Raw genomic sequence first — 21694 nt, forward strand, 5'->3', positions numbered from 1 at the left:
TTCCCCCCTTCAAAAGAAAAAAAAAGACTAAACCTGAACGATGCTGATTTAGTCTTTTTTCATTTTATGTGAGATTATGCCATCATGAAGCAACCTTCAGATTACTGAGCTGGAGGGGCTTCACGGGGAGTGCTCGTTCGCCCACCACCACAACGGAAACCGGTTTTTTCTCAGTGATATCACCTGACGGTAATGTCATTTCAATTTGGGTTTTAGTTGTGTTCAGATCTCTCATGTTGTTAAAGAGCCCCTGGGTGAAGTTTTTTCCTCTCGCACTTACCGTCCCTTGTGTTGTCAGTACAGGTTGCGGCAGTTTAACGGTCCATTTCTTTCCCGTAATGTTGCTTTGTACGATCGCTGAGTTTACGGCCTCAGTGTTTTCTGATGCGACAGCCATATTAAGACCTTCAGCACCGTTACTCACCGTTACCTTATTTGCACGGTTAACACCTACCCCGTCTTTGATCAGCGTCGGAGCTTGCCATTCATCATGCGTCCCATTGGCTGTTGATGCTTCATGACCTTGATTCCCTTTTAAGGTGATATGAAGTTTTGAAACATAACGGGGTGGTGCGTCTTGCTGGCTCACCGTCGTGGTTTTCAGACTTTCAATATCAACCAATTTGGTAATGTCTGATACCACTTTTTTACGCTCAGTTGCTGCTTCGCTTTTGCTTGTCAGCGGATTTATCCCGGCAAACAAAGACGATTGGCTAGATGAACGTTGCGCACGTTGGTAACCATATGTTGCGCCAGAAATCTCGACTTTCGCATTCGTATAGCCGGGATTACCGTCAACTTTTGCATTACCTCCCGTGGTGATCACGCGTTGAGGCATGATAACGTCAGGCCACTTTCTTCCCCCGTTGTTTTGCTCGCGCTCAACATCGGCTGTCTTTGTCGCCTGCTGGGCTTTCTCAGCATGACCAACGTTTTCTGTAGTGACTTGAGCGTCAACAAAGCCTGACTCTGGCTCAGTGCCTTTTGCTACATCCTGCGTCGCTGAGCCTTGCTGCATTTTTACTGCATGGCCCACTTTTTCCGTGGTCACCTGAGCGTCAACAAAGCCTGACTCTGACTCAGTGCCTTTTGCCACATCCTGCGTCGCTGAGCCTTGCTGCATTTTTACTGCATGGCCCACTTTTTCCGTGGTCACCTGAGCGTCAACAAAGCCTGACTCTGGCTCAGTGCCTTTTGCCACATCCTGCGTCGCTGAGCCTTGCTGCATTTTTACTGCATGGCCCACTTTTTCCGTGGTCACCTGAGCGTCAACAAAGCCTGACTCTGGCTCAGTGCCTTTTGCCACATCCTGCGTCGCTGAACCTTGCTGCATTTTTACTGCATGACCGACTTTTTCTGTGGTCACCTGAGCGTCAACAAAAGCCGCGTCGGTTTGCGTACCTTGTTCTACACCCGTTTGTGTTGAAACAGCCTGTTTCGCTTCACCCGTCTGTGTCGCAATCGATTTCCCGCCCTGATTGGCCTGTGTCGCCTGACCTTGCTGCACCTTGCCATCATTGGCTTTCGCCACATTCACGGTATCAGCTTGCTGAGACTGGCTGCCTACACGTTCACTGCGTGCATAACCGACAGTTTGGCCATTCTTTTCTACACGTACGTTCACATAACCGGGATTGCTATCAACCTTGGCATTCCCTGCGGTGGTGATCACGCGCTGAGGTGCTGCCACTTCTGGCCATTTCTTTCCATCACGGCTTTGCACCTGCTCGACGTTGACATGATCTGTCACCAGTTCTGCTTTCACCGCGTACTTGTCAGCCGTAGCACTGCCATTGGCTTCAACATCCGATGATGTCTGAGAACCTTGTTCAACACCGCCCGTCTCTGAGCCCTGCTGCATTTTGGCTGCACGGCCGACGTTTTCTGTTGTCACCTGAGCGTCAACAAAAGCCGCGTCGGTTTGCGTACCTTGCTCTACACCCGTTTGTGTTGAAACAGCCTGTTGCGCTTCACCCGTCTGTGTCGCAATCGATTTCCCGCCCTGATTGGCCTGTGTCGCCTGACCTTGCTGCACCTTACCATCATTGGCTTTCGCCACATTCACGGTATCAGCTTGCTGAGACTGGCTGCCTACACGTTCACTGCGTGCATAACCGACAGTTTGGCCATTCTTTTCTACACGTACGTTCACATAACCGGGATTGCTATCAACCTTGGCATTCCCTGCGGTGGTGATCACGCGCTGAGGTGCTGCCACTTCTGGCCATTTCTTTCCATCACGGCTTTGCACCTGCTCGACGTTGACATGATCTGTCACCAGTTCTGCTTTCACCGCGTACTTGTCAGCCGTAACACTGCCATTGGCTTCAACATCCGATGATGTCTGAGAACCTTGTTCAACACCGCCCGTCTCTGAGCCCTGCTGCATTTTTACTGCACGGCCGACGTTTTCTGTGGTCACCTGAGCGTCAACAAAAGCCGCGTCGGTTTGCGTACCTTGCTCTATACCCGTTTGTGTTGAAACAGCCTGTTGCGCTTCACCCGTCTGCGCCGCAATCGATTTCCCGCCCTGATTGGCCTGTGTCGCCTGACCTTGCTGCACCTTGCCATCATTGCCCTGCGCCACATTCACGGTTTCAGCTTGCTGAGACTGGCTGCCTACACGTTCACTGCGTGCGTAACCAACAGTCTGCCCATTCTTTTCGACACGTACATTCACATAACCCGGGTTACCGTCGACTTTGGCATTTCCGGATGTGGTGATCACACGCTGAGGTGCCGCCACTTCTGGCCATTTCTTCACTGCGCCGCTTTTCGCCTGCTCAACGTTGACATGATCTGTCACCAGTTCTGCTTTTACAGCATGACCTGTTGCTTCAGATCCTGTTTGCGCATCAACAAAAGTGGCTTCTGTTTGTGTGCCTTGCTCAACCGTGGTTTGGGTAGATACCGATGTCTGTGCGGCACCTGTCTGGGTGCCCACCGTTTCTACGCCTTGGTTGGCCTGTGTGGACTGGCCTTGTTGAACCTTGCCATCACTGCCTTGCGCCATGTTCACGGTTTCAGCCAGTTGAGATTGGCTGCCTACACGTTCACTGCGTGCGTAACCAACAGTCTGCCCATTCTTTTCTACACGTACATTCACATAACCCGGGTTACCGTCGACTTTGGCATTACCTGATGTAGTGATCACACGCTGAGGTGCCGCCACTTCTGGCCATTTCTTCACTGCGCCGCTTTTCGCCTGCTCAACGTTGACATGATCTGTCACCAGTTCTGCTTTTACAGCATGACCTGTTGCTTCAGATCCTGTTTGCGCATCAACAAAAGTGGCTTCTGTTTGTGTGCCTTGCTCAACCGTGGTTTGAGTCGCTACCGATGAATGTTCAACGTCTGTCTGGCTGGCAATATCTTTCTTGCCGCTTTGTGAAGGCGGAATAATCTCAGCAAACTGGGGTTGTTTCACAATGTGCTCAACATTGGCATAACCCACAGTCTGTCCCTGATGCTCAATTTTAGCGCTGTGATAACCCGAATACATGCCAACAGTTGCGTTACCATTGGTCGTGATAAGACGCTGCGCAGGTTTAACTTCAGGCCATTGTTTTTTGGTTTTTTCTACAACGACTTCCGCTTTAACCGGTTCAACGGTCTCAGCGTCACCTGATTCTGGAATACCGCCGATGTAAGCTTTATGACCGCCTTCGAAATCAACTTTGATGAGTTTCGCCTCACCCACTTGCTCGTGGAATGCAACCAGTGCATCGACCATTTCATCAACTTGTGGCTCAGGACCGATGATTGGTCCTTGCTCGCGGATTTCCCTGATCAAGGTTGGGCGATCGATTTCAACCACATTGGTAACCGGGATCTCACCAAATCTCTCGATGGTACGCTCAATCAGCGTTGGTGGCTGTTCATTGTTCTCACCTTGTGGCGGAACGTCATTGTTGTTTTGGGTATTGTTCTGCGTGTTATTTTGGGTGTTGAATTGCGAAAAATTCAGATCGCCCACATTGATGTTAAAGACTGGCGCATAGGTGTAGGAATGATTCCCACGAGCCCCTGGCTCGTTTTCGCCAGGCCCATTGTCTTCCGGTCTACGATGAGGTGCATCCACTTCATCAAGGCCAAACAAGTTACGGTTTGGACGAGGATCCTCAACAGGTACAAGGTCTTGCGGTTGCTTGTCTTCTTCCGGTTCTTTCTTATCCTCGATTTGATCTTTTGGCCCTTGCTGGCCAACAACAAACTCAGAACCGCCGTACATGGCCAATGCAGTCGCATTACCAAACAACACCACAAAGGCGGTTGGCAATAGGCTCAAACCACCTGTAAACGGCGCAAGAACTGCACCCAGTGTTGTCGCACCTGCAATGGCAGCTAAATGTCCTTTCGCTTTGGTATTATTGCTATATTTGTTTGATTTTTTATTAACTTTTTTCTTTTTCTCAGCTTGGTCGTTTTTCAGCTCTGATTGTTCAGCGCGTGATGTATCCTCGCTTTCTAAACAACTATCAGAAGCCGAAACACCTTGCGGTAGTTCCAATTCATCCGTACTGCGCTGAGAATCAACACGAGATAATGCACTCGCGGCTGTCGCTACGGATATACCAGAAAGCTCCTGACGGGAATCAGGAGCTGAAATGGGAGCGGTACGGTTTAGCGATATATTGTGCGGCATATCAGAACCTCATCCTTTCCAGAAGCTGAATGTTTAATCTTCTCAATAGTTCTTCATCATAACTATCTTCTGGGATTGTTATCATGATTGTGTTATCTAATCTTACTAGTTTTCCATTCTGGCTGTGCTCTATGGAAATAATAAACCGTATAATTTCATCCAAATTCAACACGTAAACAAGTTGAAAAAACGGAATAAGAGGAAATATCAGATCATCTTGACAATCTCTGAAAACCACTTCCTCATTCTGTTCTAGTTTGAGAAGAAATTGTTCTATGTCATCTAACTTCATGGTGTTTACTTGGGATAAACAAGAATGACATCTTCAGTACTCAGTGACAGTATTTCATTGCTATCTAACACTGTCTCTAAAAGACTCAGTGATGTATTGAGTGGCAGTGTGCCTGGCAGTTGTGCATGCCTGTGCATCAACATGGCTTTATCCACGAGCAAACTGTCTATCTCTACCATCACATCCATCTTTATATGCTCAAGGGTGAGTGATGCTTTTGCTAATAAGTACTCTTCTAATTCTCGCCCGCCAAAGATAACGGATTCAAAATAAAGCCCATATTTCAACAGATGCTGTGACATAAGATAAGAAAGATATTTCTCATCCATGTAACAAAATTCAAATCCGGTTAAACGCTCAACTTCAGATTTATCGACATAGAGCGTTGCTTCTAAATAAGCAGTCTTTAACTTACACTTAATTAAAGCATTAGAACTGGAAGTGTATTTTGTTACCCCCCCATTGAAAGACAAACTAATTATATTATTATCAAATACCGCACCCGCTATATCGTTCACCGTTCTAAAAACATCTTCAGAAACACTATACGCAGGTACAATAGCGCAATTCGAGTGACTCATTGTACATACCTTTAACGATTTCTTGCCAGAATAGCTAATACATCCCGACTCATCGCAAAATCTTTTTCTTCAATCCAACCAAGAATGCTTTGTGGTGTTTTACACACAAAGTTATAAAGTAATTGATAGACTTGCATAGAGCTCATTGAGTGAAACTCAGGGTTTTGAATAAGATTTAGAATAAAGGTAATCTTATGGAACTCATTTTCTAAAATACCTTTAACCACAATATCTTGAACCAACTCTTCTGAGTATTCACGCAACTCACCAAACCATTCGATGACGGCGGTTTTATCTATATATTGCTGGCTGTCAGACAGACCATTCCAACTGATCCTGGTCGATTTGCTCTTCAGGATCTGATAGGGATCCATCGTCGTCTGCTTCAGATTGAAATGCTTCATCGTCAATAAAATGTTGCTTCAATTTCTTTCGATTCTTCTTCTCTCGCTCGTCGAAACGGCGACACAAAACAAGCATAGAAATCAGCCCCTCAAGATAATGCTCGTAAGCAATTAATTGCTGTACTGCCTCACTGTCCGGCTGACTCTCTAGTTGTGCTGTATCAATATTGGCAGAGGCCAAAAATTGTTTTATCTGCTTTCGAACAGATTTTGGGTACAAATGCTGACTCTGGTTCGCCGCCAGTAATATCCATAACTGTGCATCGTTCAGCGAGTTTGTATCGATTTGGCTGGAAAAACTGTACCAATCGCGCATCGCCCGAAGTTGATAACTATTCAACAAACGAGCAAACTGACGCTGCTGTTGCGGCGTCATCGGGGTTTTACGGATACGGAAAATACGGTGGCGTTTTTTCTCCTGTTTTTCCGATTCTTTAACATCCCGTACACGTTTGGTTTGTTCTTCCTCCCGAATATTTTTAGGGCTGGAGACATCGGAGACCCGCTCAGCCCTAAGTGGCATAACAAAAGATACATTACGCATACAAAAACAGAGCGGGCTTCACACCCGCTCGTCCTTTAAGCTGATTAACGGTTAGTTACCAGACTTGCTCTCTGCATTGCATCCAGGATTTCATTCAACTTAACGCTTGCTTGCGTCAGGTTTTGCAGATAGGTATCCAGCAATTGATCTACTTTTTCTTTCAGCTGCTTGCTGGCGGTACCTTCTTCCTGATGCTTCACCTCTTCCGCATTACGCATGTCGTTAATATTGCCAACCATAGAGTTCGCCATATTACCAGTTTGCGAAACGGTATTGTATTTGGCAGTCCGTCCTTGCTGCAAACTTGCACTGAACTTATTCATATCTTTCATAGAAAGATCTGAAACCTTTGCAGCTGAATCACCAGTCATAGATTTCAGGTGTTTGTCTTGCAGCGTTTTGGTCTGACCAATACGCACTGACGCTACCGAGGTAATCGCCATGTTGACAACGCTTGCTGCCAGCGTGATACCAAATTTGACTTGCGCATCATGCTTACGATCATCAGCAAGGACCACAGCCAGATCGGTTGTCGCTTTGGCCTCAGTAATTCGGTTTTGCATCACCTGTGAACGCAGTTCACGGTTAGCTTTTAAAATTTCATCCATCAGTGCCAGCAGATCAGACATGGTCACTGTGCCGGTTGAAATTTGCTTCACCGACGATTCCAACTGTTTCCATTTGTCCACATCAATCGATGTGCCAGCAGCAGAGGAAGATGCAACGTCGATAGGTTGTGCGAAATTCGCGTGGTTAACAGCATTAATTGGCATAGCAAACTCTCCTTACATATGAATAGCGTTAATGGTTTTGGTAAAGCTACGGTGCGCTGCATTTACGTCAGCCAATGACTGGAACGCATTCGACACCGCGCGCATGGCTTGCTCGATCATCTTCAACACTTGTTCAATACGTGTTTGCAATTCATCTTGCTGCGCTTGCTTCACTTCCAATTGCTTGGAAACATCTGCCGATTTAATACCGTAACCGGTGCTTACCACAGAGGTAACATTTGACCCTACCGAGCTTGCCTGACCAATGCGCGCTGCACTCATCTGGCCACCTTTGGCAAAATCCTGAATTTTATCCAGCAATGGCTGTGCCGTTTTACGCACTTTATCTGCCAAGTTGCTGGCTTTCGAAGAAATAGCAGCAAACGAATTCATGGTTTTTGCTGCATCTAATCCCTTTTTCACCACAGTGGCTGCTTTGGCTGCACCACTTGCGATCGCTTTACCCGCCGAAGAAGCAATACTGCCTGGGTTAAAGCTGAGGATCATGCTGCCAAGACCGATAGCAATCTCCAGCCCCATTTTTACTTTGCTGCGAATACTCTCAGCAACCCCGGCAGATTTCATGATTTCATCTGCAATTTTAGGGATTACTAAGCCTGCAACCATGCCGCCAATCATGATTGCTGCCATCACAGGGTTAAATGGCGCCATTACGATCGCGGCAAGGAAACCCAATGCCATGGCGATTTTGCCCCAAATGCCCTGGGTTTTTTGCGCTTTCTGCTGCTCTTCAAGCTTCTCCGCACGCTCGTTAAGCATTTGGATTTGCGAATCTTTTTGCAGCTCGATCAGGCCTTTTTTAGTAGCAACTTTTTCTTGAGCACCGCTAGAAACGGATTCCGCTACTTGCTTCATGCTCTCTTTAATTGAGCGCCACAGATCGCTCAGGTTCACTGAGCTGCCAGGAAGAGGCTGTCCTGGAATGACAGCACCTTGCTCAGCTTGTTGCTGAGTTTGAGTCTGCTTTTTCTCGATATCTCGATTAGCCTGACTCCACAGAGATTCCTGGTTCTCTGCGATATTTACTAATGATACGTTCATCATCATTTCCTACATACAATTAATAGGTATCGGCTTACTTTGCGAAACAGTTTCTGCTTGTTTCCGCGAATAACACCTTGCTTATGCACAACGTGTGGCGCACGCCGACAAGTGCGCGAATTCTGTTATTTTTTCATTGGTGGTTTATTTATTAAATACAACCCACCTCACCAACAACGTATCAAATAGATAACGGTCATATAACGTATGTTCGTCATTGCTATGCCGTTTATCACTACATTCGGAATGCCTGTAAGTATAAGCAAAACAATGCTTTCCGATGTGGTTGTTATACCTCACTCACGCTAAGACATCAGTGAGAAATTATGATTTTTTATGAATTTATATATTTCTTGCAATTGCCGCGCGTTCGTCACGCATAATCTGGAACCAGTACTTCAGCGTCTGCATGATCATTTTCGCTGAGTCACCCAGTCGGTTAATTTCTTTGATGTCTTCATCGCCAAGAATGCGTTGTGGGTAGTTCTGAGATAAGTCTTTTAACCATTTAAAATCAAGCTCTCCAGCAAAATCCAAACTAATAGTTACACCAGGTGGTCTGGCATTAGGATCATCATTAGCCGCAGAGTTTTGCCACCCATTATTATCTTTCTCTAATGTTCCATCACGCATGCTATTATCAGATCCATTTTCTACTGTATTATCCTTATTCCAACGAATAATATATAAATACACATTTTCTGCTACTGTAGCTATTGTATCTCTTTGACTCTCTACAGCAGAATCTTGGACGTTGAATAATTTTTTGTATAACTCATTTATTTTCTCTAATGAACCATACATAATGGTATTTACATGGGGTGTCGAAAGTTCACCTTTATCCTTTAGAATATAGCTCATTAATGTCAATCGCATTAATGGACTCATATGATTATTTTTATTCGTTATCCATCCGCCATCATTAGAATCATAAAAACCTTGACCATTACTGACGAATGAACCATTCTTATTAGCTGTATATAAGTTGTTGTAAATGGAGTCTGGTAGATGAAGAGTAATACCATGTGTCCCTTGGCTACCAGACTGGCTGCTATTGCTATTTCCGTTGTCACAGATAAATTTCATTAAACGTGCGGCCAAAGAATCCTCAGGAATCTTCCCATCTTTTATTCCTTTTTGAATCCCATACCATACACAATCTGCAATTTTAACCAAATGGTTTCCTTTATTACCTCCTGAACCTATTGCACCAGGCTTCGTACCTACTTGACAAGTCTCAGGATCAGGTAACGTTTCTACCCAAGAGTTATGTTGCCCAGTACCAACATACTCCAGTGACCAAGATAGAAACTGCATAAATACAGGATCGTTTTCTACACCATATTCCTTTGCATTAGCCAACACATCCATCAACACCAGCTGGAACAGATCTTCATAATAACTGCCATAGGAGCCATCTGTTGGCTTATTTGCCATCATATTTTGGGCAATCATTTCGATGGCCCCCTTAAAGGCGTTAAGGCCGCCATCAGTCCAGTTGGCAATCGCTTCCAGTTGGGTGGTGTGATCATCAATGGCATTAATTAGCGAATCAGCGATTTCTTGCTCTTTATTGGTTGTCGCAACTTCTTCGGCAGCTTTTCTCAGCATCGCGTTGTTTTGACGCGAAGGCTGGCTTTCAAGCAATTTATCAACAGTTGTGTCATCTTGTTCTGGCTCATTATTCCCAGTATTTTTTAAAGGCTCAGGATGAAATTGATACGGGGATATATTGTTATTGACTAACATTTCAGTCTTCCTTTATTACTTTCAGTGTGTAAATATTTTCATGCTATATATTTCTTGCAATCGCGACCCTTTCATCGCGCAAAATCTGGAACCAATACTTCAGCGTTTGCATGATCATTTTTACATTATCACCAATTCGGTTGATGTCTTTAATATCTTCATCCGACAACACACGCGAAGGGAAGTTGTTATAAATATTTTCTAAATCTTTTATATTTAAACCGTTTCCTATCCAGTCAAGTTGACCGCCATGATTACCTGTATCAGCGTCTCCAGTCTGAATCTGCCATTTATCATTATCACGATTAATCCATTCTAGAATAGAATCAGGCCCTCCATCTGAAAAAACTTCCTTCATCACTGATTCTATCTCTTTGATATCCTGAGAGAGCAGTTTATTCATTTGCTCTTTAGTAATATCTGGCTTTTTATTCAAAATATCAGAGGTGATCATCATCGCTATAAGAGGACTTACTTTCTTAGCGGCTTTCGTGCCATTTTGTTGTGCTTTATTATAAATCAGCCAACCATCACCTTTATGATAGTTATCTTTAATCTGTTTATATAACTCCGTTATCTTTTCTTCTTTATTAAAACCTGCTTCAGTGATCAACTTGTCTAATAAACTTCCCTTTGGTGGTGGATTAGTTTTGAAAAGTTCATCAATCATATAGACAGCCGCTACAGCCAAAGTCTGCTCATTAGCCCATTCATATTCATGCAATCCATGACTAGCACTGCCAATACTTTCCAACAGATGCTCAACACTCTCCTTCACATCTGGCTTCTTAAAATATTCGGTCAATCCATATTTATCCTGGTTGACCATGGCTTCCAACAGCACCAGTTGAAGCATATCTTCTAATTCGATGCCTTCGACCTTACCGTCTTTCAGAATATTATCACTGATGCCACTGATGATAGAGGAGAACATCGCTTTCCCCCCTTCAGTCCAGCCATTGAGTATTTCCAACTCCAGCGCAGAATTATTAATACCTTCTAGCAGTGAATTGCTAATTGCGGTTTCAGTATCTACTTGAGGTGCTGTATTGATTGCTTCTCTTTGTGCTTTCAACGCTACCATCAAGTTTTCGCTGTTTACTTCTCCAACATCGTCCAATATCTTTTCTGCGGTATCAATATCATCCATTGATGCCGCTTGGGTATCAGATGGAAGTGGAATATTGATGGACACGGGAGTTGGTATGCTTACTTTCAAAGTATTATCCTTAATTTAAGTATGGGTTGAGTTGCTTACGCAAGAATGTATATCTTTCTAAATAAAAGTCGTTAAGTTTTCCTTCGTTTATAATGATAAAAACGGCTGCAGCTTCAATATATTGCTTCAGTTTGTAATGGCAAAGTGCCATGTTGATCAACGTTTCATCAAAATCAGCTGTTGGATAGGTTTTAACAATATTCAACATATCCAACGCTTTTTGAAACTGTGCCTGTTCCAGATATATTGCTGCAAGACTTGCCGGGCCACGGTGATCAAACGGACATAACCCGGTATAAGAGAGATAAATAATCTCCGCTTCTTTTAGTTGATATTTATTATAAAAAGAATCACCCAGTTCCAGCAGTTCTTGAAGGATCTCTACGGTGATTCTCTTCTCTTTCTTGATTTTATTGATGTGCGCTTCTATTACTTTGCCATCAAGTAAATCAAAAAAGTCGTCAGATATATTTTTTATATCTACATCAAACTCGCTCATCTCTACCGTACCTAAAATTTTTGGTATTAATCTTTGTTAATTTGCAGTAATAATTGTTGTAGTCGCGGAACGCTTTTTACTTCAATAAGAAAGTCTGGCAAGGCCTTTTTCAGCCGAATTGACCAGATCATGGCTTTTTTTCTGTCTGTATTTGCTAGCATGGCTAACCCAAGCGTTACGTCATCCGCGTGGCCTTTAACCGGTTTAATTCCCAGCGCATCAGACCACAGACAAAGCTTTTGCCCCAGCTCCTGTCTAAGTGTTGGCCACTCATGACTAATTTCTGCCTTTTTGGCATTCTGGTAGCGCACGACTTTTCCAAGACATGACATACGCTTTTTGATATGTCGGCTGGACTGTTGAAAGAAGGCATCCACTTCTTCGTCAGAGAGCTGTGTCAACGATTCAAATTGCTCTTTTGTTAAATGCTCTTTTGCCAAACAGTGGTGTTTAAGCCTGAAGTACCATTTTTCAGATCTTTTCAACTTACACCGCCTGTACAAAGTAGCTGATGGTCAACTTATCCTCTTCGTTTAATACGCCTTTCAGGAACCTCTCGATGTTGCTTTTGTTTTCAGGAGAGATCTCGCTCAGGCTAATGATAAGGACCGACGTTCGTTTTGCCTTTTCACCGGTGACTACAACGCTTACGCGTAAAATGCTCGGCATGATGCTGAGCTTGTTATACAACTCCCGACTTTGCAGAAAGTTACTCTTTACGTTCTCAAGTTTGCTCAAGCTCGCGAATTTTGATTCAAGCAGATCGTTAAGATCTTCACGTTCAAAATAGAAGTTGTAATACGCCAGTAATTCACGGGCGCGCATTTCTTGCTCATCGTCAACCAGCACGCCGTAACCATCTTTCAATGATGCTAACTTCGCTGTGACGTTATTTTTGTTCAGTAGTACCACCACTTTGTTTGAAAGATCGGCGGATTCAAACTTAGCGACCTGTGTCATTCCAGTCGTACCACAGCCACCCAGAAGTAGCACACATGCCAGCAGCAGTAGTTTTTTCATCTTATTGCGCCTTCATCACTTCGTTAATGGCCGTTGCAGCTTTTGAAGCAATCTTGGTTACCGTTTCCTGGTAAATGGAGTAATGAAACACTTCTTGTTGTAAACGCAGTGCATCAGCCGCTGACATGCCGCCTGACTGAATGGCGTCAATGGTTGCCAGAATCTGTTCGAAACTTTCCCCTACATTGTTGTACGTTTTTTCCAGCACTGATGGTTTAGCCGCATCAATACCTGAAATGTTAAAATCAAACACGTTTACCTCATCGACATTGGGTTTATGATTTGGTCCACGTTACTTCAACATTCATCACCCCTCTAATGAGAAAAGGTGAATCAAACTGAAGCGCTATTTATTCAGCCTGCTTTTTCCGTACGTTATGATTCTTTATTGTGTCTGGCTGTGCCTGAATTGTTTGAAAATAACTGCGTAAGCGGTGACACGCGATAAGTCGCATTCGCTGAGTAAAGAGAAGCTGGGCTTTTTGGGCCCATGGTGGGTAACTCAAACACCGGACGACAATATCGACCATCTGCTTGGCCTATCCAACGATAATAGATGTAGTAAATAAGTGTGTTGTAAGACAGATGGTGTATCCCTAACTCGCTTCCATGGCTTGAGATGCCCTATCGAGATACACCACTTTTTCTATTTTACATTAAAATATATTGTGAATTAGGAAAATAATGAATCAAAGATATTAATTTTACTTGCAGTTTTTTAACGCATAGTTGATCAGTTTGGACTCTTTTTGGTCTCCAGTGATCGTGATGCTGTACTCTGAATAGTTTCTGTCACGAAGAGTGACCAACGTTTTTGCTATGTTAGAAGCATAGAGATAATCGGGTTGCGAACGCGAAAAACCATTAAGGATATGTTTAATTCCTGTTGCTTTCCGATTGCGATTTAGCACCAGCACAATTTCTTTTTCTTCTCTATTAACAGCTACCGCTGCTTGCAATAGTGAGCCTTTAATACCAATGACACCGTCATCACAATAGGCGGATTGTGAACAAATCTGCGTGACAATTTGGGTGGCGAGTTCAGCTGGCGTGGGTGAAAATGCTGAAGGTGTCGCCCTCACATCAACGTTAGGTATACTTTTTTTTGCCGTTTTTGATGCATAAATAGCCGCTTTTTCAATCAATGCATACTTGTCACTGCTAGCCTGCATTCCTTGTTGCTGGCTATCGGAAGGCCTTGCCAATATGGAAAAAGGGAAATGCAACCGCTTTGATCTATGCTCTACTGCCTTCACATTAAAATTTGGTTGGTTATTATCCAATTCATTCTCTAACCTACTGCTTTCAGTGCAGTGTTGTACAATTTTCATACTATATCCATTATCTTTAATATCTAAAAACGTGGAGCATTTTTCTCCTTTACGCGTACATTCTACACTCAGTTCGAATGTAAAACTCATGAAACATTCTGAAAGTCAAACGGTTTTATCATTGAACTGATCCGACCTTTATCCTGGCTTTTCTCAATTTTTCATAATGTATATTAAACAATATGTATATGCGAAGTTTGCCACACCGCTAAATCACAAAAAGTATGATGATTGAACAAGCACCTGGAACCTAAACTGTGCAAATAGGTAAGGCGAAGACATGGCTGGCCCGCACTCACTCGGATGCATTCTGAATGACTCAATCTGTGCGACTTTATGTGCACGAGTGAATATTGCATGACCAGGGCCAGCGTATTCTTTAGAAAAATCAGAGCTAAACACATCTGTGATTCGCCGATAGATACCTAGGTAACCCAAGGAGTTCACATGTTTAAAATAACCCCGCAGACACAAATGAATGTGGTGGCGTCTGCTGTTGATAGTCATACGCAACGCACGATGTTGAAGATTTCCATTAGATCAGTAACAACTAAGCCATTGACCCAAAAACTGCAAAATCTTGCTGAAAAATACCGTCGTTTCAGCGATGTAGCAAAAGAGGATGCTGCAGCGAAGCGTCGGACATCATCTTCTTCTGCAACTGGCGCACAGCATCCAGGTTCTTCAACGAATGCGACGCAAAATACCGATTCGGAATCTCGTCGATCGTCAGTATCCAGTAAGATAAGCAGCCGCACTTCCTCACGAGACGATCTGTCATCACTCAGCGGAAGTGAAAGCGACTCAGTGTTTGTGGATGTTGAACCAATCTCGGCATCTGCTACGAATACGACTGTGGCTATCCCACCTGCGCCACCGCTACCTGCATCGCTCTCTGCTGTCTCACAACAACCTGGAGATATTCCTCCTGCCCCACCATTGCCATCTGCCGTGATTCCAGCTCCACCTGAGCTACCTAAGCAAAGAGTGCAGATGAAAATGACGGTGACAACAAATACGGACGACCCCCGCTCGAAACTGATGGAACAAATCCGCGTGGGCGTTATGCTAAGACCTGCTTCCCAAATATTACCAGCTGAAAAATCACCTACTGACACGCATTCTCAATTAATGGTGGAGCTGTTAAGCGGTGGTGCAAAGCTGAAAAGAACATCAAGCTCAGATATTCCGCCACCACCACCATTGCCGATGGCGAATACAGAGAAATCCGAAGGTGGCCGTAACGCCTTGCTGTCAGAGATCAGTAAGTTCAGTAAAGATCGCCTGCGTAAAACAGGAAGCACTGAAAGCATCAATACTAAAGGTATTGAGCAGCCAACCGACAAATCGATGCAGAATGACGACATTGCCACACTGCTTTTGACGGATGACCTTCTCAGTAAATGTGCCCGTTTGAGCGAATCTGATCTTGACGCCCTGTCAAAAGCAGCCGCCAACTATTTGGTGGCAGCCGCTGAGGTTGACATTAGGCAGGCAGTTATCGATGCGACACGTAAGTTCACTCATGTGGAGGTTTTGAAAACAGGGCTACAATATGAATCTGCGTATGTACAAGCGTTTTGTAAGGAAATCCTGAAATATGGTGATTGCTATAAAGAAGCTGACATCAGCTCACCAGAATCACCGAGAGGACCAAAGTCTTCGGTCATTGAAACTGCGCTCAAGCGCCTTGATGGTGGTCGCTCTCGCCTATTCAGCGCTGAGAACAAAAATGGCACCAGAGAGCTGAAGAAAGGTGAGGCTATATTGGAATCGGCTATTAAAGCCGCACGTGCTGCAATGACCGATGAAGAGAAATCTGCACTGCTGTCCAATAACATCAAGTCAGCGACGTTTAGCATTCTTTGTGAACTGCCTTTTATGGAAGGCTTCAGCGAGCAAAATGGTAAAGCGGCTTTCAGTGCATTGCGCAGAGATTTCTTTGCAGCCTTTACCAGTGGCGGTAATGCACAAGAAGATATTACCAGGTTTATGAGAGATAACTTTGAGAACGGTTTCTCAAGTTATACGTTTTCAGGTTTATCCGATCGACTGGCGAGACTAGAAGCTCAGCTTGCCAAGCTTGTTGGGTAATGTTTCTTAATATTATTTTTAAGCCCCTTCATTGGGGCTTTTTTATCTCACGACGTTGACTCACCTGTTTTTCCTTATCTTTTCTGTATCAGTCTCTGCATTTAATTTTTTTCTTAGTGAGTTTTGTATTTACCGCATTGGCAATATGATGTTGACTCTATATGCACCACTGCTCATATCAATATCACACCCATTGGAGAAATTAGACATGGAAGTTGAGCTTATCTATACACATCAATATGTTATTGTCACGCACACTAGCGCGTAAAAATGTCAGAATTTGTAAATTTTATTAAGAGGAAAACCGCATCACAAAATTCAGCTATCATCTTCAAGGCTCTCTTTATCATAAAACAACAAAACTATTCACTTCTCCAATCCATCAATTTGAATCAGAATATAGTCAAAGATAAATAGCCATCTTACTTATCAATATAATCTTGATGATTAGACGTTAAGTAAGCATGGAAGTTGAATGTGATGAATATTCAAAAAACCAGTAAAGGTTAAATCATTCAATAAAGCATCCTAACTACATCGTCAACTCTACGTACCTAAAAGGATTAGGTGTTTTTACGACATGGATGTTGCTTTTTTTATTTTTAAATATCCCATAAGATAAAAAAATTTTTTATCATAGAATGGTTACCCACTTCAGAGAGATGCCTTGCGCTGACTATGCTCATCAAAATTCATGAGAATTCTTTTTCATCCTTGATTGGTACTATGTCAACATGTTTTCATCGATATGGCTTATCTAATCTAAGGCAAGACTAAATGAAAGCGATTGAACTATTTCGAGTTCATGTTTTAGGTCACTCGAGTTCTGCAGAAAAGCTCGGGAACCTTGATTTAGCGAGCAAAATTATTTGTATAAAACGGGAAAAAAACGAGGTAAAAATCCTCTCTTTACTTGGAAAGAAAACTATGTCTACACGTCAAATGAATGAGCTCAAAAAACTCATGGATAAGCGTGACAAGTATACGGAGAGTGAGGCTCGAATTCACAATACAAAGAGAAAATCTATCGTCCCTCTAACACCCTCATCTAACAATACAGAAGAGGTTGCACCGCCACTCCCACCACGCGCTTACAAAAATAAGGTGCATGTGGAGAGTATTGGATCGGATGCTATTGGAGAAAAGCAAAAATTTTTCAATAGATTAAACCATTTACAGGCACAGCTGAAACCATGCTTCTGCCCAGAGCGCTATCAACAAGGGGACGGTATCAATCGTTTTCGTGACATACAAGCAAACAAATCTACTGCTGTGCGTTCAGATCTAAACGCTAACTATGTACAAGTTGGCACACATCGTTCTATCGCCTGTCAGTATCCTCTCGAATCACAGCTGGAAAAACACTTACAGATGTTGTTCAATAATCGTACACCGGTGTTAGCTGTACTCGCTTCCGATGAGGAAATATCAGTGCCAAAAAATAAAATGCCTGATTATTTTCGCCAAGACGGAAGTTATGGGGCGATGAACGTACGCTCGAAACTTTCTGAAAGCATTGAGATCGCAAACGGTATTCATGTTGATGTATATCGAATGACACTGACTCAGCAGGATTCAGGTAGAAAAGGCATCGTTATTCCGGTTGTTCATGTAAGAAACTGGCCAGATAAGCAAGCATTGAACTCGGATATCGTCAGTAATATCTCTTCGTTGATCGATAAAAACATGCGGGACAAAGTCGCAATGTACGTCAAAGCAGGCAGTTCCGCGGTAGGAGATGTGAATAAGTTACTACCTGTAATTCATTGCCGGGCGGGTGTAGGCCGTACTGGATTGGTCATCGGTTGTTTGGCAATGAATGAACAAACCAATGCTCATTTAAGCTTGGAAGATGTGGTTGCTGAAATGCGCCTAAGCCGCAATGGTGTCATGGTTCAAACTTCTGATCAGCTTGATGAGCTCGTAAAAATTGCCCAACAGCAAGGACGGTCATTGTTAAGCAATATTGATTATTCCGCTTAATTCCTACCTTTAATATAAATTAACCATATAACTGCCCGATAGGGCAGTTTCTTATACCCTTCACTCGATTATTTCCCCCTTCTCTCATCAATAAGTTTTTAATAACAAACGGTGCTTACCGATGTGATAAATGTTGAATATGATAAATCATTTTTTCACTAGGTGTAGTGGCATATATATGACATAGTTTTATTGAAGAAATTCCAACCAATATAAGAAAAGGTTATGATAAAAGTACAAAACTTATCGTTTCATGCCGAACAAAACTCAACTACAACAGCTAATAGCCAGTCCGGGTTATTGATGGTGAATAAAATCCAGCATTCTCCATCAAAAGAAGGTGTTAGTTACAAGCCTGTCGCTAATAAAAGAGCTCTCGATAGACATGCGCTTGAGGCGTTGAAAAACATTTCAAAGAAAAATGGATTTGATTTTTATACTTTAAAGGCCAGTGATGATGAGATCGCGCAAATATTAACAAACACAGAAAAAACTCAGCTGTCACCAGAGTGTTCAGATAAAAGTTCTTTTTCGTTGGGGTTTGAGTCCGAACGAAGCCTACTACGGCTTTATCGCGTTCAATTACTTCTTGAACAAGATCAAAGTGAGTTTTCGGCATACACTAAATTCATTAAGACTCAACCAGATGAGTTCAAGTTAAGCTTTCAATCTTTCCGTGATTTAAGGAATTTCTGCAAAACGCTGACTGAAGAAGAAAGAGAAGTATTCAGATTAACTGCAATCTTGAAGCCATCTCGTTCCTTGATCGAAAACTATAAAGATTTGACACCTAACTTCCCTAGTGATTCGGAATTAATGCTGTCAAAAGTCATGCAACTTAATGCAGACGAATTAAAATTCATCCCTGGGGCATCAAAATTTAACGCTAATCAAGATGCATTACTTGCCAAGGCTTATCCTGAGTATGCACATTTAAGACATATTATTTTCCAAGAAAGTACCACGAAAGAGCTAATGCAAGGAATCAATAATATATCAAAAAATGATATGAGTATGTGGAAAGCTCGCTGGATATCTGATTTGTGTGCTTTTGATCGCAATGGATATGGCATAACAGAGTCTATCTATCAAAGGATGCAAACCATTTTCAACCTGGTTGAAGAAGTACAAGATAACAAAATTGATGTTCTTGAATTTCAAGAGAAATATTCTGAACATCTAGATTCCCTTTATAATCTAGATGAAAGAGTGTCAAACTCAAGGTTTGACAGCGTAGATAGAAAAATCATTTGTCAGCTAATCAGTTATTTTGAAAACCCTACTAACGAAATAATATCCAATATTATATCTGGATATGAAAGTTTTGATAGCGACATAAAAGAAAATCTTAAAAAGAATTATGTTAATGTAATAAATAGTAAAGAATGTGAGGCACCGACATACTTACCTGCCGTATTGAAGACAGCCCTATCTGAGTTTGAAAAGTTATCTGAGGTAGATCATCACGACGCTATGTCTTTGGCAGCAAAATATACGTTAGATGTATTAAATGTAGTCTATGCGCACTTAACTCTACACCCAGAAAATATCATAAGTGCGAGAGATGCGGCTTATGGTGAGAACTGGAAAAAAGGAAATTGGGCCAAGTGTTATTTAGAAAAATGTATTGATTTCAATATTGATGAAAAATCACTATTGGTTGTTACTAAAAAAACAATTTAGTTATCTTTTCTAAGGAAATGTTATGTTTAAAGTATCTGCAGGAGCCACCCCAAACATTAGAAACGCTGAACAAAGCTATGCCCAACCTTTTCAAGTTAAAGGGATAAAAAATTGTGTCCAAAAAGAGGGAGCAATTCTTGTTATTGCAAAGTCAGGCATTAGTGAAGAAGATGCTATTGGGATAACTGGACAACAGGTTCCTAGAGTCGTTACAGACAAACCTGTCAGGGATATCATTTTCTTGAACAAGGAAGCATTTGATGAATATGAAAAAACGTGTAAAAAGTTAAGGGAGATGGAGTTATCTCTTCAAGATAAAAGCTTTGATAACGCACTATCAGCAATACTGAAGTACTCTGCACTAAAACAAAAAGCGCTACTTATCGAAGATGCTGATATATCTAGCTATAGAAAGCTGTATATTTCTGGTCATGGTAATGCTGGGGTAGGTTGTTTAGGTTCTGGCTCTCAACTTTTTTCTGTACCGGAGATTGTTGATGCACTCCAGACCTCAGGTATTCTCGAACAAATTAAAGATATTCGTCTCACATCATGTGGTTCTGCAGATAAACGAAAACCTACATCTTTCTCCAAAGAACATATAGAAAACGCTCGTAAAGAAAGTGGCACACTTGAAAAAATTCTTTCTGGAGAAAAACACTCGTTAGCTGAACATGTCAGCCAGGAAATTTGGTCTAGAGGATTCACTGACGTCCATGTAAGTGGTTATCATGGTAATGGCGTTTTTGTGTCTTCTAAAGAAGAAAATTTACCACAATCACATTTAAGGAGCTTAGAGATCCCTGCTGTTAATATTATCCGCCGTTCTGACGTACGTGTTATTTTAACCAGCCAAGTGGATTAGTACCTATATGGATATAAAACACACCTAAAACATTAGTTAAATTGTGATACCTATCTGATAAAGCCGTTTATGATTAAGCGGCTTTTCTATAATAGTTTATACCCATTCAACTTGAAGATGCAGGATTTAGCACTTGAAAGTTATCATTAATACGAGATGCTAAAGAGCTTGCGATTTCTGGAAGGATCACAGTGAAAAATCGGCCAATGGCAGCTTGGGAAATCATGGCAGTACTCCAACCTTCAGAAGCAAGCAGTACCGCTTTAATGCGGTCACGCACTCGACCATCACGCGTTTTATCGTGCTGGTTTTCGCGTTCCTGTTTTTGCTTGTAGGTCAGAGTTACTTTCATGGGTCGTAGCATGATCCTCATACCGATGAAAATCAAGCATCTTCAATGATCACGGGTATAAGTAACCGGTGATTTGGTAATTCTAGATACGAAAAAGCCCGCTAAATTCAGCGGGCTTTCAAATGTGGCGGAGAGATAGGGATTTACTCGGTCGCAAGCTCCCTTGCCCTTCGGGCCGTTGCCTTTTCGGCTTCGCCGGGCAACGTTGTCTCGCTTCGCTCGGCTGAACCCCCAGGGTCTAGGGTTCTGCATCCCTATCTCCAAAGGCTTGTTCCAGATATGAAAAAGCCCGCTAAGTTCAGCGGGCTTTCAAATGTGGCGGAGAGATAGGGATTTGAACCCTAGATACGCTATTAACGTATGCCGGTTTTCAAGACCGGTGCTTTCAACCACTCAGCCATCTCTCCGTAAGTGCTGCGTATACTAATGCGCGAATTCAGTACTGTAAACCCATTATTTATGCACTTTGGTTTAAATGCATACATTTACATCAGTATGTGCAAATCTCAAACATCTCAAGGCTTATATTCAATCAGTCACACTTAAACAATCTAAATCTTCCATGCATAAGTGCATAAACACTCAGCCTCGAACACAT

At 42.6% G+C, this 21694-nt stretch carries 17 protein-coding genes, 1 tRNA gene, 1 other RNA gene and 2 pseudogenes; 4 read left to right on the forward strand and 17 right to left on the reverse strand.

Going from position 1 to position 21694, the window contains the following annotated elements:
• Positions 1-82: 82 nt before the first annotated feature.
• The 13 genes from VHA_RS19125 to VHA_RS06735 all read right to left on the reverse strand — a co-directional run bounded on the left by VHA_RS19125 (position 83) and on the right by VHA_RS06735 (position 14119).
• A complete protein-coding gene (locus VHA_RS19125; RefSeq protein ID WP_104439925.1) occupies positions 83-4645 on the reverse strand; it encodes a hypothetical protein in 4563 nt (1520 codons plus the stop codon).
• A 297-nt stretch (positions 4646-4942) separates the two neighbouring features.
• A complete protein-coding gene (locus VHA_RS18810) occupies positions 4943-5518 on the reverse strand; it encodes a hypothetical protein (RefSeq protein ID WP_005502995.1) in 576 nt (191 codons plus the stop codon).
• Positions 5519-5529: 11 nt separating this feature from the next.
• Positions 5530-5922, reverse strand: coding sequence for a hypothetical protein (locus tag VHA_RS06685; RefSeq protein WP_040528402.1), 393 nt, complete (start codon positions 5920-5922; stop codon positions 5530-5532).
• Complete coding sequence (locus VHA_RS06690) at positions 5831-6466, reverse strand: hypothetical protein (RefSeq protein ID WP_040528403.1); 636 nt, start codon at positions 6464-6466, stop codon at positions 5831-5833. The genes VHA_RS06685 and VHA_RS06690 overlap by 92 nt, the downstream gene beginning before the upstream one ends.
• 44 nt (positions 6467-6510) lie before the next feature.
• A complete protein-coding gene (locus VHA_RS06695; protein WP_005503001.1) occupies positions 6511-7239 on the reverse strand; it encodes a hypothetical protein in 729 nt (242 codons plus the stop codon).
• Between the two features lie 12 nt (positions 7240-7251).
• Entirely contained in the window at positions 7252-8301 is a 1050-nt protein-coding gene (locus VHA_RS06700; RefSeq protein ID WP_005503003.1) for a type III secretion system translocon subunit SctE, read from the reverse strand.
• Between the two features lie 342 nt (positions 8302-8643).
• The gene (locus tag VHA_RS06705; RefSeq protein WP_005503005.1) at positions 8644-10050 is read right to left on the reverse strand and encodes a hypothetical protein; all 1407 of its coding nucleotides are present in this window, start codon (positions 10048-10050) and stop codon (positions 8644-8646) included.
• Between the two features lie 43 nt (positions 10051-10093).
• Positions 10094-11269, reverse strand: a complete 1176-nt coding sequence (locus tag VHA_RS06710) for a hypothetical protein (RefSeq protein WP_005503008.1) — start codon at positions 11267-11269, stop codon at positions 10094-10096.
• 10 nt (positions 11270-11279) lie between these two features.
• The gene (locus VHA_RS06715; RefSeq protein WP_005503010.1) at positions 11280-11768 is read right to left on the reverse strand and encodes a tetratricopeptide repeat protein; all 489 of its coding nucleotides are present in this window, start codon (positions 11766-11768) and stop codon (positions 11280-11282) included.
• Between the two features lie 26 nt (positions 11769-11794).
• The gene (locus tag VHA_RS06720) at positions 11795-12253 is read right to left on the reverse strand and encodes a hypothetical protein (RefSeq protein ID WP_040528404.1); all 459 of its coding nucleotides are present in this window, start codon (positions 12251-12253) and stop codon (positions 11795-11797) included.
• Between the two features lies 1 nt (position 12254).
• Positions 12255-12788, reverse strand: a complete 534-nt coding sequence (locus tag VHA_RS06725; RefSeq protein ID WP_005503014.1) for a hypothetical protein — start codon at positions 12786-12788, stop codon at positions 12255-12257.
• 1 nt (position 12789) lies between these two features.
• On the reverse strand, positions 12790-13041 hold the full coding sequence (locus VHA_RS06730; protein ID WP_005503015.1) for an EscF/YscF/HrpA family type III secretion system needle major subunit: 252 nt from the start codon (positions 13039-13041) through the stop codon (positions 12790-12792).
• Between the two features lie 451 nt (positions 13042-13492).
• Entirely contained in the window at positions 13493-14119 is a 627-nt protein-coding gene (locus VHA_RS06735) for a hypothetical protein (protein ID WP_005503018.1), read from the reverse strand.
• A 447-nt stretch (positions 14120-14566) separates the two neighbouring features.
• Between VHA_RS06735 and VHA_RS18605 the strand changes: the two genes are divergently transcribed.
• From VHA_RS18605 to VHA_RS06755, 4 genes are all read left to right on the forward strand, one after another.
• Positions 14567-16213 (forward strand): WH2 domain-containing protein, encoded by a 1647-nt coding sequence (locus VHA_RS18605; protein WP_005503019.1) that lies wholly within the window; start codon positions 14567-14569, stop codon positions 16211-16213.
• Positions 16214-16990: 777 nt separating this feature from the next.
• The gene (locus VHA_RS06745) at positions 16991-18196 is read left to right on the forward strand and encodes a protein-tyrosine phosphatase family protein (RefSeq protein ID WP_005503020.1); all 1206 of its coding nucleotides are present in this window, start codon (positions 16991-16993) and stop codon (positions 18194-18196) included.
• A 225-nt stretch (positions 18197-18421) separates the two neighbouring features.
• Entirely contained in the window at positions 18422-19879 is a 1458-nt protein-coding gene (locus tag VHA_RS06750) for a CAF1 family ribonuclease (RefSeq protein ID WP_005503021.1), read from the forward strand.
• A 22-nt stretch (positions 19880-19901) separates the two neighbouring features.
• Positions 19902-20744 carry a hypothetical protein gene (locus tag VHA_RS06755; RefSeq protein ID WP_005503022.1) on the forward strand — a complete coding sequence of 281 codons (843 nt, stop codon included), beginning with the start codon at positions 19902-19904 and terminating at the stop codon, positions 20742-20744.
• Positions 20745-20850: 106 nt separating this feature from the next.
• Here the strand turns inward: VHA_RS06755 and VHA_RS19280 are convergent.
• From VHA_RS19280 to VHA_RS06765, 4 genes and pseudogenes are all read right to left on the reverse strand, one after another.
• Positions 20851-20979: pseudogene (locus VHA_RS19280) on the reverse strand (IS630 family transposase); the annotation flags it as partial.
• Positions 20956-21096 (reverse strand): annotated as a pseudogene (locus VHA_RS19005) (IS630 family transposase); the annotation flags it as partial. The pseudogenes VHA_RS19005 and VHA_RS19280, both read right to left, overlap by 24 nt.
• A gap of 125 nt (positions 21097-21221) precedes the next feature.
• A non-coding RNA gene (locus VHA_RS18610) (RtT sRNA) lies at positions 21222-21369 on the reverse strand.
• 43 nt (positions 21370-21412) lie between these two features.
• Positions 21413-21503: transfer RNA gene (locus tag VHA_RS06765), tRNA-Ser, on the reverse strand.
• Between the last annotated feature and the right edge of the window lie 191 nt (positions 21504-21694).

It is taken from the genome of Grimontia hollisae CIP 101886, assembly GCF_000176515.1.
In the GTDB taxonomy this organism is placed as follows: domain Bacteria; phylum Pseudomonadota; class Gammaproteobacteria; order Enterobacterales; family Vibrionaceae; genus Enterovibrio; species Enterovibrio hollisae.